Here is a 13284-nt window from a genome sequence, read left to right on the forward strand (position 1 = left end):
CGCGACGACGCCAGCGGCGTGGTGATCCAGCAGGCCGGACCCGCCGCCATTCTTTCCTTTCTCACCACGGGCGTGCTCGTGGTGCTCGTCATGCGCATGCTCGGCGAGATGGCCTGCGCGATGCCGACCGTCGGCTCGTTCTATGAGTACGCGCGGCTTGCCTTCAAGACGCAGCGCGGGCCGGGCCGCATGGCCGGCTTCCTCACCGGCTGGATGTACTGGTACTTCTGGGTCATCGTGATCGCGCTGGAAGCGGTGGCCGGGGCCAAGCTCGTGCAGTTCTGGATCCCCGACGTACCCGCGTGGATCATCAGTCTTGTGCTGCTGGTCGTCCTCACGCTGACCAATCTCATCTCGGTCGGCAGCTACGGCGAGTTCGAGTTCTGGTTCTCTTCGATCAAGGTCGGCGCGATCATCGTCTTTCTGTTCCTCGGCGGCCTTTACGTGTGCGGCCTGTGGCCCGCCTCGATGCATACGACCGACGTCGCCGCCACGTTCCTCGGGCACGGTGGCTTCATGCCCAACGGCATCGGACCCGTGATGACAGGCGCGGTAGCCGCGACAGGCTTCTACTTCGGCGCGGAGATCGTGACGATCGCCGCGGCGGAAGCGAAGGAGCCGGCCAAGGCAGTTGCGAAAGCAACCAATTCGGTCATCACGCGCGTGCTGGTGTTCTATGTGGGATCGGTGGCGCTGGTGGTCGCGCTGGTGCCGTGGAATTCGCATCAGATGGCCACGCCCTATGTCAGCGCGCTTGACGTGATGGGCATGCCCGCCGCCGCGAACGTGATGAATGCCATCGTGCTGACGGCGGTGCTGTCGGCGCTGAATTCGGGTTTGTATGCCGCGTCGCGCATGCTGTTCGCGCTGACGCGCCATGGCGACGCGCCGCTCGGACTCGCGAAGGTCAACAAGCGCGGCGTGCCGACACGCGCCATCCTGTTGGGCACGGTGTTCGGCTATGTATCGGTGGTGATGTCGTATGTGTCGCCGGATACGGTGTTCGCGTTCCTCGTCAACTCGTACGGCACGGTGGCGATCTTCGTGTACCTGCTGATCGCGTTCTCGCAACTGCGTCTGCGCAGCCGCATGACGAGCCTCGAGGCGAATGACCTGCGCGTGCGCATGTGGGGATTTCCCTATCTCACCTGGCTCGCCATCGTCGGCATGCTCGCGATTCTCATCGCCATGGCGTTCATCCCGGATCAACGCAAGCCGCTGTGGCTCGGTGTCGCGAGTCTGGGCATCCTGTTCGTCGCCTATGTCGTGTTCAAGCGCGGGCGCAAGGAGATCGACGTGGACGCCGACGAGCACGCGACGCAGCATTTGCAAACAGCCGAACGTTGAAGCGCTTTACTCTTCCCTGAAAGTCCGCGCGGTTTCTTCAGCCGTGCGGCGCAAGTCGGGCTCGAAGGCGAGCAGCTGATCGAGCGCGACGCGTCCCACCGGCGCCTGGATGGCAATGGCGGCACATGCGCGATTGCGGTCCAGCATCACCGGCACCGCAATCGCAACAAGTCCCTGCAAATGCTCCTGATTGTTGATGGCCAGCATGCGGCGGCGCGTCAAGGCGAGCTCGCGGCGCAGCACGTCGCGGTCGGTGATGGTGCGCTCGGAGTAGGACCGCAACGGCAAGCGCTCGATCATGCGCTCGCGCCGTTCCTTCGGCAGGAAACTCAACAGCAGCTTGCCGCTCGCCGAGCAATGCAGCGGCACATGTGAACCCGGCTGCAAGTGCATGCGCAGCGGCCAGCCGGTCTCCACGCGATCCACATACACGACGTCGTTCCCCGCCAGCATCGTCAGGTTGCAGGTTTCGCCAACTCGCGTGACGAGTTGTTCGAGCAACGCATGCCGCGCCGCAGCAGGCCCTGCATGCATCAGCACGTTGATGGCGAGCGTGCGCACGCGCGGCGAGCATTCATAGAGCCGGTCGCTGGCGCCGCGCGTGACGAGCCACGCGTCCATCAGTTGCACGAGGATGCGATGCACGGTCTGCTTCGGCAGGCCGAGCGCATCGACCAGCTCGGTCATCGACAAGGGGCGATTGGCTTCCGCGAGGGTTTCGAGCACGCGGAACGCACGCACGGCGGCGGCATTCGATTGATTCGACGTCACGCTGTCTCCTGCTTTATATGTGTCGCTTGCGTTTTTATTTCATTGTGCGTCGAAAAAATTGTTTTTCGGGACTCTGGAAAGTCCCGAAATCCGCGCTTTTCGATGCACGCGCCATCGCTGCATGCGTTACTCCGGAAAACGGGACCGCGCGACGAACAGAGCTGACTAGATTGGATAGCACCTCTCATCCTTCATCAGCCGAGGTTCATCGCATGAATGACATGGCAAGCGGCGCAACACTCGGGCGTCCCCGCGCACACGCGCCGGACTCCCCTCAAGCCGCGCAACAGGCGGAAGCGGAACGCGTGGTGGGCGCGCTCGTTGAGCGGGCGCGTGCAGCGCAGCAACGCTTCGAACACGCGGGACAGGACACGCTCGACACGGCCGCGGCCGCCGCGGCGTGGGCGATCATGGAGCCCGCGCGCAACCGGCAACTGGCGGATCTGTCGGTGCGCGACACGGGGCTCGGCAACGCCGACGACAAGTTTCGCAAGAACCATCGCAAGACGCTGGGCCTGTTGCGCGACCTGCATGGCGTCGCGACGACGGGCGTGATCGCGCGGGACGAGGCGCATGGCATCGTCGAGATCGCGCGGGCAGTGGGCGTGGTGGCCGCCATCACGCCCTCGACCAATCCGGGCGCGACGCCCGCCAACAAGATCATCAATGCGCTCAAGTGTGGCAACGCGATCATCGTCGCGCCGTCGCCGAAGGGCTATTCGTCGTGCGCGTTGCTGATCGGCTTCATTCACGCCGAGTTCGCCAAGGCCGGTCTCGATCCCGATCTCGTGCAGATGTTGCCGCCGCCCGCCAGCAAGGCGACGACGGCCGCATTGATGCGCCTCGCTGACCTGGTGGTCGCCACCGGTTCGCAAGCCAATGTGCGCATGGCCTATACGAGCGGCACGCCGGCCTTCGGCGTGGGCGCGGGCAACGTGGCGTCGATCGTGACCGCCCAGGCCGATGCCGATGACGCGGCACGCAAGATCGCCGTCTCGAAGACCTTCGACAACGCGACGAGTTGCTCGTCGGAGAACAGCGTCGTAATCGAGAACGCGATTCATGCACGCATGCTCGATGCGCTGCGCAAGCAGGGCGGCGTGCTGCTGGACGCGGCGCAGAAGGCAGGCTTGCAGGCGGCGCTGTGGCAGGACGGCAAGTTGTCGGCGCGTTGCACGGCGCGTTCCGCTGCGGCGATCGCCCGTGAAGCCGGCCTCGACGACATCGCCGCACGCGAGCCCCGCTTCCTGATGGTCGAGGAGACCGGCTATGGGAAGGACCATCCGTTCTCGGGAGAGAAGCTCTCGCCGGTGCTGACGGTGTATCGCGCGCGCGATACCGCGCATGCGATGGACATCGTGCGCGACATCTACAGCTACATGGGCGCGGGTCATTCGGTAGGCGTGCATGGCGCGGACGATGCGTTGGCCGTCCTGCTCGGCTCGCAGTTGCCGGTGGCGCGCGTGATCGTGAATCAGGCGCACTGTCTCGCGACCGGGGGCAACTTCGACAACGGCCTGCCGTTCTCGCTCTCGATGGGCTGCGGAACCTGGGGCGGCAACAACTTCTCGGCGAACCTCGGCTACCGGCAGTACATGAACGTGACGCGTGTGGCATATCCGATCGCGGAGAGCGTGCCGGAAGTCGATGCCTTGCTCGGCGACTACTTCCGGAGGATCGGACGATGAGCACGCTTGCTGATCGCATGACGACTTCCGGGCATGCGCCGCTCGATGCAACGACCTTGCGCGCATTGATCGACGCGCGCGCCGAGCACGCACCCGACAAGCCATTCCTGCTCGATGCCGAGGGCGGCGACGTACTCTCGTTCCGCTCGCTGCGCGACGACTGCCGCGCGCTCGCGGTGCGCTTCGAGGCAGCGGGACTGGGGCCCGGCGACGTGGTCTCGGTGTTCATGGGGAACGGCATCCAGACCGCGCGTCTGCTGCTCGCGGCGATGTACAGCGGGCTTGTCGCCAATCCGCTGAACCTGCTGTGCCAGCCGTCGCAGGTGCGCTACATCGTCGAGCATTCGGATACGCGCCTGATCTTCGTGTCCGACGATACGCATGACACTGTCACGGATGCGCTCAAGGGCATGGCGCGCGATATCGCGGTGGTGCGCACGTCGCCCGATGCAGCGACCTTGCCCGTCATTCCCGCGCTTGCCCCCCGCACCCTGCCGCCGCCTGGCGACGATGCCACACAGATCGTCGCGAAAGGGAAAGGCGCCGATCCCGCCGACACCGCGTTGCTCATGTACACCTCGGGCACGACCGGCGCGCCGAAAGGCGTGTTGCTGAGTCATCGCAGTCTGCTGGCGAACATGCGCAACATCAGCGCCGAGCATCGCCTGTGCGAAGACGACCGCGTGCTCGTGTCGCTGCCGCTGTATCACATCAACGGTCTCGTCGTGGCCTTGCTCACGCCGCTGCATCACGGCGGCTCGGCGGTGATGACGCCGCGCTTCTCCGCGCGCACCTTCTGGCGCGAGGCGTCGCAGCACGGCTGCACATGGATCAACGTCGTGCCCACCATCGTCGCCTATCTGCTCAACGGGGAAAGCGCGCAAGGCTTCGATCTGTCGGCGCTCAAGTTCTGCCGCAGTGCGTCGGCGGCGCTCCCTGCCGATCATCATCGCGCGTTCGAAGCGCGTTTCGGCATCGGCGTCATCGAGACGATGGGCATGACCGAAACCGCCGCGCCTGCGTTCAGCAACCCGTACGACCCGGCGTTGCGCAGGATCGGCAGCATCGGTTTGCCGTCGGGCGGCGAGGCGAAGATCGTCGATCTCGAAGGACGCGAATGCGCGTCCAACGAAACCGGCGAGCTCGTGCTGCGCGGCGGGCAACTGATGAGCGGCTACTACAAGCGGCCCGAGGAGACCCGTAACGCCTTCACCGCCGATGGCTGGCTGCACAGCGGCGACCTCGGCTATCGCGACGAGGCCGGCTTCTTCTACATCAACGGACGCGCGAAGGAATTGATCATCAAGGGCGGCGAGAACATCGCGCCGCGCGAGATCGACGAAGCGCTGCTGCGCCATCCCGGCGTGCTGGAAGCGGCCGCCGTGGGCGTGCCTGATCCGGCCTACGGGCAGGACATCGTCGCGTTCATCGTGCCGCATGACAGCGCGCATGCGCCCGATCCCGCCGATCTGCGCGAGCACTGTCTGCGCGAACTCGGCCGCTACAAGACACCGCGCGAATTCCGCTTCACCGATGCCCTGCCGCGCGGCCCCTCGGGCAAGGTGCAGCGCCTGAAGCTGCTGGACAAGCCGCAGCCCGCGGGATAAGCGGGCGCGCGCTTCACGGCAGGACTTGCACATTCCACATCAGATGGACATGGGAGACACAATGAACCAGCATCGTCAGCGCGTGAAGACGCGCCATATCATCCTCGGCGTGATGTGCCTGATGTACTTCATCTCGTACATCGACCGGGCGAACATTGCGGTGGCGGGTCCGCTGATCCGTCAGGAAATGGGACTGAGCTCCGTGCAGCTCGGACTCGTGTTCTCGGCGTTCGCGTATCCGTATGCGGTCATGCAGGTCGTCGGCGGATGGCTCGCCGACAAGTTCGGTCCCAAGCTCGTGCTGATCGTGCTCTCGCTGATCTGGGGCGCGGCCACGCTGGCGACGGGCTTCGCCGGCAGCATCGGCATGCTCGTGGTGCTGCGCCTGGCGCTCGGCATCGGCGAGGGCGGTGCGTTCCCGACCGCCACGCGCGCCTTCACGTACTGGATGCCGGTGCATGAACGCGGCTTCGCGCAAGGCATCACGCACAGCTTCTCGCGGCTGGGCGGCGCGCTCACGCCGCCGCTCGTGCTGGCCGTGGTGGCCGCGAGCGGCTGGCGCGAGGCATTCATCCTGCTGGGCATCGCGAGCCTTGCATGGACAGTGCTCTACTTCTTCGTGTTCACCAATTCGCCGGATGAGAACCGCCGCATCACGCCGGAAGAGACTGCCGAGATCGGCTATCGCGCGGGCGATTGCGCGCGTGCCCGAACCAGCGTGACACCCTGGCGCAAGCTGATTCATCGCATGTGGCTCGTGACGTTCGTCGACTTCTGCTACGGCTGGCTGCTGTGGGTCTATCTGACCTGGCTGCCTTCCTATCTGAAGGAGTCGCGCGGCTTCGACCTCAAGCATCTTGCGCTCTTCACCGCGTTGCCCTTGCTGGCGGGCGTGGTGGGCGACACGCTCGGCGGCGTCATCTCGGACCGCATCTACCGGATCACCGGCCGTCTGCGGCTCGCACGCTGCAGCATTCTCGTGGTGGGCATGGGCGGCTCGCTGGCCTTCCTCCTGCCGATGGTCAACGCACCCAGCCCCCTGGCCGCCGTGTGGTTCCTGACCGGCTCGTTCTTCTTTCTCGAGATCACGAATCCGGTCCTGTGGACGCTGCCGCTCGATATCGCGGGCAAGTATGCGGGCACGGCTGGCGGCATGATGAACACGGGCTTCGGCATTGCGGGCATGACGTCGCCGGTCGTGTTCGGCTATCTGATCCAGCAGACCGGCAGTTACAACGTGCCGTTCACGATCTCGGCGGCGTTGCTCGGCGTGGGTGCGGTCGCGGCGCTGTTCATCGACACGAGCAAGACCGTGGAGGCGGACGAAGCGCGTGAAGCGCAGCAGCAGCGCGACCAGCCGGGCGTGCCGGCTTTTGCAGGCAGCGCGGGGCACTGGAACGAGTGAGGACGCGGTCGGTGTCGTTCCCGGATCGATCGTGGAATGAGTGGCGCTTTGCCTGCGTTGCAGCGGCGCGCCCGCTCTATCCCAATCGATTCGGGAGACACTTCGCCGCAAAAGATCACGTATGTCACGCGCTACGGCAACACCCGTTTCTTCGCCTTCTATGCCCATCTGCTCACGCGGCCCGTGCCGGTGAAATTCCAATGAAGTTTGCGTAGCTGGATGCACGACAGGCCGTGATTCATGCATTTTTCCGACTCGTTATGACATGTTATAGTTATGGCTCACTGATCTCCTCCGAACGGATCCAATGAGCTTGCAAACCACGCTGTGGCTGTTCTGCGCAGGCCTCGGCGCAAGTGCGGCGGGCGGCATGCTCGGCATGGCAAGCGGCCTGTTCATCGTGCCCATTCTGACCATGTTCTTTCACGTCGACATGCACGCGGCCATCGGCACCAGCATCGTGTCGGTGATCGCCTGTTCGTGCGGCGGCGCGGCCGCCTTCCTGCGCGGCGGGCTGACCAACGTGCGGCTGGCCCTCGTGCTCGAAACGGGCACGACGCTGGGCGCGCTCTGCGGCGTGCTGCTGGCGGGCATCGTGCCCGTCCCGGCGCTCGACTTCCTGTTTGCAGGCGTGCTGCTCGTATCGGCTTGGCAGATGTTCGTGCGGCGTGAGGATCCGGCGTCTGCGGCATCCACTGCGCCTTCGCATGGGCTTGCCGCCGTGCTCGAACTGCATTCGACCTATCCGGATCATCGTCTGCATCGCGATGTGGCTTATCGCGTGCAGCACGTGCCGCTCGGCCTGATGCTGATGCTGGTGGCAGGGCTGGTGTCGGCGTTGCTCGGCATCGGCAGCGGCATCCTCAAGATTCCCGCCATGGACAATGCCCTGCGCCTGCCCATCAAGGTCTCCACCGCGACTTCCAACTTCATGATCGGCGTCACGGCTGCCGCCAGCGGATGCGCGTACTTCCTGCGCGGGGAGATCGTCAGCGCGCTGGCTGCGCCGGTCGCGCTCGGCTCGGTGCTCGGCGCCGTGCTCGGCGCGCGCGTGCTGATGAAGGTGCGCAGCGAACGCCTGCGCGTGCTGTTTCTCTCCGTGCTCGTGATCGTCGCAGGTCAGATGGTGCTGCAAGGCATGGGCATCAACCTCACCGAACTCGCCGGATGATGAAGTCTCCCGCGCATGTTTCGCTCGACCGCTTGCTCGCGGCTTTTCTACAGGCCGGGACGTGGATCGCGTGCGGGTTGATCGGCGCGGGCCTGGTGCTCCAGGCGTGGCCGGCGCCGTGGGCCGCTCGTGTCATGACGGCGGGCGTCGCGCTGTTCGTCTTGCTTCCTGTCATGCGGGTCGCGCTGCTGCTCGCGGTGTTTGCCCGGCAGCGCAACATGCTCTACGCCACGATCGCCACCGCCGTGCTCGTCGTGATCGCGGCCGGCTGCGTGCTCGGCGTGCGGCTCGGTCCGCTCGCCGGCTGACGGATCGGGCGATCGAATGGCGGCACAAGCATAGGCACAACGGTTATTCTCCCTTTCGCCGGCGGTCGTTTCGCGCGGCACACGCAGGCATCGCATTCCTCGGGAGAAATCGCATCATGAACGATACGACCGATGTGTTGATAGCCGGCGCGGGCCCCGTTGGCCTGCTGCTCGCCGCGGAACTGAAGCGCGACGGGCTGGATGTGTGCCTGATCGATGCGCACGAGGCGCGCACCTTCTTCGTCAAGGCACTGGGTGTCACGGCGCGCACGCTGGAGATCTTCGAGGACCTGGGCATCGCGCGCGATGCGATCGACACAGGCGTCTGGCTCACCGGCGCCGAAACCTTCCAGGACGGCGATCCCGTCTTCAGCGCGCAGTTCCCGCGCGAAGGCATGCCCTACGGCGCGCTTTCACTGGCGCAGTTCGAAACGGAGCGCTTGCTCGAGACGGCGCTTGCAGTGCATGGCGGGCATGTCGACTATGGCGCGACGCTGGTGGACTTCACCGAGTCGGACGATGCCGTCGATGCCCGCGTGCAGAGGGCGGGCGGCGAGATCCGTACGGTTCGCTGCCGCTGGCTGGTCGGTTGCGACGGCGCGCGCAGCAGTGTGCGGCATCAGTTGAACGTGCCTTTCGAAGGCGATCAATATCCGCAGACCTTCATGCTCGCCGATGTCGACGTGGACTGGAATCTGCCGCGCGGACCGATGTACCGCTTCAATCTTTCCGGCAAGGTTCAAGGCACGGCCGAAGGCGCCGCGCCGCAGTCCACGACGCTCGCCGCGTTGCCGGTGCGCGGGTCGAAGCGCCGCTATCGGCTCTCGATGGTGCTGCTCCCCGACGATGCCGCGCAGCATGCATTGAACTCAGCGCCCGAGTTCGATGAAGTCGAGCGCATCATGCTGCCAATCTTGCCGCGCAACACGCGCTTGTCGTCGATGCGCTGGTCGTCGGTGTATCGCGTGAGTCATCGGATTGCGCAGCACTATGCGCGCGGCCGTGTGTTCCTTGCCGGCGATGCCGCGCATATCCATCCGCCGGTCGGCGGGCAGGGCATGAACACGGGCTTGCAGGATGCGCACAATCTCGCCTGGAAGGTCGGGCTGGCAGCGCGCGGGATGGCCGGCCCGAAACTGCTCGACAGTTATGAAGCGGAACGGCGGCCTGTCGGGCTCGACGTGGTCGAGTCGACGAGCCGCGCCATGCACACCGTGCTCGCGCATGGCGAGATGCGGCCGGGCATGCGCGAGACGCAGTTGCTGGTGGGCTATCGCGGCAGTCCCGCTGTCGCCGATGAATGCCGGGACATGGCATCCGAACTGCCCGCGCCCGGCGACCGCGTCCCGCAAGTGGGCGGTCTGGTGCAGGCGTTCGTCGGCCAGGTGCAGCGCTTGCAGGACCACATCGGGCGCGGCCGGCACACGCTGCTCGGCTATATCGACGAGGACGAGGATGGCGCGCGCGGGGCCGCATTCGATGAGGCCGTCGATGCATGGCGCGCCGCGCTCGGCCTCACGGGCGGCGTGGTGTTGATCATGTCGCCTTCGATCATGAATGGCGCGAACGAACGCTATCGCACGCTGGGAGATTTCCAGGGCGAGTTCGCGGCGCAGTTCGGGGCGCGCAACGGCATGGTGTGGGCAGTGCGGCCCGATGGTCATCTGGGCTATCGCAGTGCTTCGTGCGACGGGCAGGCGCTCATTGCGTGGCTCAAGCGCGTGCTGGATCGCGAGTGAGGTATCAGCGGCGCACCACGACCACGTGCGCCTGCATCTTCGCCTGTACCGGACTGGCGCCGAAGCGGTCAGCGATCGCTGTTTCACAGACAGCCGTGGCTTCATCGAGCGTGACGTTCTTGCGTGCTTCGATCTCATTGCGCAAGGGCGTTCCCTGACAGTACGCGACGGCCACGGCCCGTGCAGATGGTGCATGACTTTGCGCCGTCACCGTTTCGATGCGCGGCGTTGCATCGAAACCTGCCTGGGCGAGATCCGCCGAGAGGGTGCGTGCATCGAAATAACCGTGCGGCGTGCGCTTCATGAACAGCGGCGGATCATCGGGAAACACGCGGCCGAGCGCAATCGTGATCGTGTCGGCGAAAGCGTTCTCTTCGATGCAATCCCACACGTTGAACAACAGCATGCCGCCCAATCGCAGCACGCGACGCGCTTCCGCGAAGGCGGCGGGCTTGTCGGGAAAGAACATCGCGCCGAACTGGCAGGCAACGACATCGAAGCCTGCATCGGCGAACGGCAAGCTTTGTGCATCAGCCTGTTGCCACGTGACATTCGCGGGCGTTCCCGTCGCTTCGGCGCGGTCAAGCATGGCCTGGTTCAGATCGGTCGCGACGATGGCGGCCTGCGGACGCAGCATGCGCGACATCGCGCGTGTCAGCGCTCCGGTTCCCGCAGCGGTTTCCAGCACGTGTGACGGATCCAGTGCGGCAATGCGGCCGGCAAGGTCGTCCGCGTAGTGCGCGAAGAGCATCGGCACGAGCAATTGCTCATACAGCCCGGCAATCGGGCCGGCGAAGTTCGTATCGCTTCGAAGCGTAGTCATGCGGTCTGCCTCCATGGCGCCAGCAAGAGTCGGCAAGGCTTCGGTTCATTATTCGCGTTTGCCTGCATGTCAATTCACTTTAGTCCGCTTTATCGGTGGTGACAGCCCAACTACATTGTCACCATGGCAGGGCCGACCCAGCGAAACAGCCGGTCCTCTACCGTCCAGTCAACTTTTCAGGGAAGACATCATGAGCAAACTTGCAGGCAAGGTCGCGGTGGTCACGGGTGCATCGAAGGGCATCGGAGCGGGCATCGCCAAGGCGCTCGCGGCCGAAGGCGCGGCGGTGGTCGTCAACTATGCGAGCAGCAAGGAAGGCGCTGATGCCGTCGTCGCTGCGATCACTGCGGCGAACGGCCGTGCGGTTGCCGTGGGCGGCGATGTATCGAAGGCGGCGGATGCGCAAGGCATCGTGAACGCGGCAATCGAAACCTATGGCCGGCTCGATATTCTCGTGAACAATTCCGGCGTCTATGAGTTCGCGGCGCTCGAAGAGATCACCGAAGAGCACTTTCACAAGCAGTTCAACGTCAACGTGCTAGGCACGCTGCTGACCGCGCAGGCCGCCGTCAAGCATATGGGCGAAGGCGCGAGCATCGTCAATGTGAGTTCGGTCGTGAGCCGCATCACGCCGGCGACTACCGCCGTCTATAGCGGCACCAAAGGCGCTGTCGATGCCATCACCGGCTCGCTGGCGCGCGAACTGGGTCCGAGGAAGATTCGCGTGAATTCGATCAATCCGGGCGTCGTGGTGACGGAAGGCACGCATACGGCAGGTGTGATCGGTTCGGAATTCGAAGCGGCGGCGCTGGCGCAAACGCCGCTCGGCAGGGTGGGACGGCCGGATGACATCGCGGCGATTGCGGTGTTCCTCGCGTCGGACGATGCACGGTGGCTGACCGGCGAGAGTCTGATTGCGAGTGGTGGGATGCGCTAACGCCGAACCGCCGCCACCGCAATATCCCCCGCATTCTCCAGCGCCTCGACATGCCAACACGTGTCGATCAGCGCGCGCGTCTGATCCGCCGGCAGGATACCGTCGGCGAGATCGGAGAATTTCTTCTCCAGTTGTTGATCGGTCATCGGCACCTCCGTACTGCCGATCGCATGCTCGATGAACTTGTGCAGCTTGCGGCCATCCTTCAACGTGATGGTCATGTCCACCTGCTCGGGCTTGATCGAAGGATCGACGATCGTATTCACCTTCTCGCGTAGCGCGATGGTCCGCGGGTCGCGCACCTTGGCGTCGCTGAACTGCTTCTCGCCCGCGGCGCCGTCGATGATCGCAATCGCCACCGCGTGATAGATGCTGAACTTGCCTTCGAGGCCGATCTGCGGCGTCTTCTTTCCCGTCAATTCGATGACGAGCGGATGCACGCGCAAATCGATCCGTTCGATCTGGTCTGCGCTGAGATGGTTCTGGTTGCGCAGCTGGATGACGGCGTCCAGCGCCGGATGGATCACGATGCCGCACGCAAACGGCTTGTACGTGTTGAGCGTGGACTCGTAGTGTGAGCCGAGGCCGTCCGTGATCTCACGGTAATCCTGCTTGGTGCTGATCGCGTTGGCCCAGCCGCGCTTCGCCTCGATCATGCCGTCCGAGCTCGTGTAGTCCTTGCTCGCCAGGATCGCTGCGAACATGCCGTTGGCGGCGGCGCGGCCGGGATTGAAGCTCTTGTTCATCGAACCGAACGACTCGCGCAGCCCGACCGGCTGCGACGCCGCCAGTCCCAGCGCCCAGACCGTCTGCTGCACGGTGAGGCCCATGAGCTTCGACATCGCCGCAGCCGAACCGAACACGCCGCATGTACCGGTGATGTGCCAGCCGACATCGTAATGATTCGGGTACACCGCATTGCCGATGCGCAACTCGGTCTCTACACCCAGCACCAGCGCATTGAGGAAATCCTTGCCCGACACGGGATGGTATTGCGCATACGCGAGGATCGCGGAGACCACCGGCCCGGCCGGATGAATGATGGTCTTCAGGTGGGTGTCGTCGTAATCGAAGATATGACTGCTGACGCCATTGATGAACGCCGCGTTCATGATGTCGAAGCGCTCGGTGCGTCCGAGCAGGTTGGCTTGCGGCGGTCCCGAGAAAGGCGTGAGCGCGGCCACGGCGCGATCGACTGTCGTGTCGTGCGAGCCGCCCACCGCGACGCCGACCCAGTTCATCAGCGTGCGCACGCCTTCACGGCGCACCGGCGCGGGCAGGTCTTCGTAGCGCGTCTTGCCGATGAACTCGGCAAGGATGCGCGTGACCTTCGGCGGTCGCGCATTCATGGCGCCTGGCTGCGATGCCGCAGTGTTGCTGCCTTGCGCCAGCGCGCTCGTGCCTACCGTGGCGGAAGCGAGCGCGCCTGCCGCGCCGGTCTTCAGGAAATAGCGCCGGTCGATGCTGGCCATGGGTTCGTCTCCCTGT

Annotated in this window: 12 protein-coding genes; 9 read left to right on the forward strand and 3 right to left on the reverse strand. The window is 64.9% G+C overall.

What is annotated here, in order from left to right; genetic code table 11:
• On the forward strand, window positions 1-1347 hold a 1347-nt coding region (locus QCE63_RS14435; RefSeq protein WP_309833907.1), incomplete at its 5' end, for an amino acid permease.
• Between the two features lie 6 nt (window positions 1348-1353).
• Here QCE63_RS14435 and QCE63_RS14440 read toward each other — a convergent pair.
• A complete protein-coding gene (locus QCE63_RS14440; protein ID WP_309811956.1) occupies window positions 1354-2118 on the reverse strand; it encodes an IclR family transcriptional regulator in 765 nt (254 codons plus the stop codon).
• A 212-nt stretch (window positions 2119-2330) separates the two neighbouring features.
• Here QCE63_RS14440 and sauS point away from each other — a divergent pair, with 212 nt between their 5' ends.
• From sauS to QCE63_RS14475, 7 genes are all read left to right on the forward strand, one after another.
• Window positions 2331-3806 carry an acylating sulfoacetaldehyde dehydrogenase gene (gene sauS, locus QCE63_RS14445; protein ID WP_309833909.1) on the forward strand — a complete coding sequence of 492 codons (1476 nt, stop codon included), beginning with the start codon at window positions 2331-2333 and terminating at the stop codon, window positions 3804-3806.
• On the forward strand, window positions 3803-5413 hold the full coding sequence (locus QCE63_RS14450) for an AMP-binding protein (protein ID WP_309833910.1): 1611 nt from the start codon (window positions 3803-3805) through the stop codon (window positions 5411-5413). Before sauS ends, QCE63_RS14450 begins: the two co-directional genes overlap by 4 nt.
• Before the next feature lie 61 nt (window positions 5414-5474).
• Window positions 5475-6818, forward strand: a complete 1344-nt coding sequence (locus QCE63_RS14455; RefSeq protein WP_309833912.1) for an MFS transporter — start codon at window positions 5475-5477, stop codon at window positions 6816-6818.
• A 36-nt stretch (window positions 6819-6854) separates the two neighbouring features.
• Window positions 6855-7022 (forward strand): hypothetical protein, encoded by a 168-nt coding sequence (locus QCE63_RS14460; RefSeq protein WP_309833913.1) that lies wholly within the window; start codon window positions 6855-6857, stop codon window positions 7020-7022.
• A 103-nt stretch (window positions 7023-7125) separates the two neighbouring features.
• Window positions 7126-7989 (forward strand): sulfite exporter TauE/SafE family protein, encoded by an 864-nt coding sequence (locus QCE63_RS14465; protein WP_309833914.1) that lies wholly within the window; start codon window positions 7126-7128, stop codon window positions 7987-7989.
• Entirely contained in the window at window positions 7986-8297 is a 312-nt protein-coding gene (locus QCE63_RS14470; RefSeq protein ID WP_309833915.1) for a DUF1634 domain-containing protein, read from the forward strand. Before QCE63_RS14465 ends, QCE63_RS14470 begins: the two co-directional genes overlap by 4 nt.
• Window positions 8298-8413: 116 nt before the next feature.
• The gene (locus tag QCE63_RS14475) at window positions 8414-10036 is read left to right on the forward strand and encodes an FAD-dependent monooxygenase (protein ID WP_309833917.1); all 1623 of its coding nucleotides are present in this window, start codon (window positions 8414-8416) and stop codon (window positions 10034-10036) included.
• 4 nt (window positions 10037-10040) lie between these two features.
• Here QCE63_RS14475 and QCE63_RS14480 read toward each other — a convergent pair whose 3' ends face one another.
• A complete protein-coding gene (locus tag QCE63_RS14480) occupies window positions 10041-10859 on the reverse strand; it encodes a methyltransferase domain-containing protein (protein WP_309833918.1) in 819 nt (272 codons plus the stop codon).
• A gap of 190 nt (window positions 10860-11049) precedes the next feature.
• Here QCE63_RS14480 and QCE63_RS14485 point away from each other — a divergent pair, with 190 nt between their 5' ends.
• Entirely contained in the window at window positions 11050-11796 is a 747-nt protein-coding gene (locus QCE63_RS14485) for a glucose 1-dehydrogenase (protein ID WP_309833919.1), read from the forward strand.
• Here QCE63_RS14485 and QCE63_RS14490 read toward each other — a convergent pair.
• Window positions 11793-13268 (reverse strand): MmgE/PrpD family protein, encoded by a 1476-nt coding sequence (locus QCE63_RS14490; RefSeq protein ID WP_309833921.1) that lies wholly within the window; start codon window positions 13266-13268, stop codon window positions 11793-11795. The genes QCE63_RS14485 and QCE63_RS14490 overlap by 4 nt on opposite strands.
• Window positions 13269-13284 lie beyond the last annotated feature (16 nt).

It is taken from the genome of Caballeronia sp. LZ065, assembly GCF_031450975.1.
Lineage (GTDB): Bacteria > Pseudomonadota > Gammaproteobacteria > Burkholderiales > Burkholderiaceae > Caballeronia.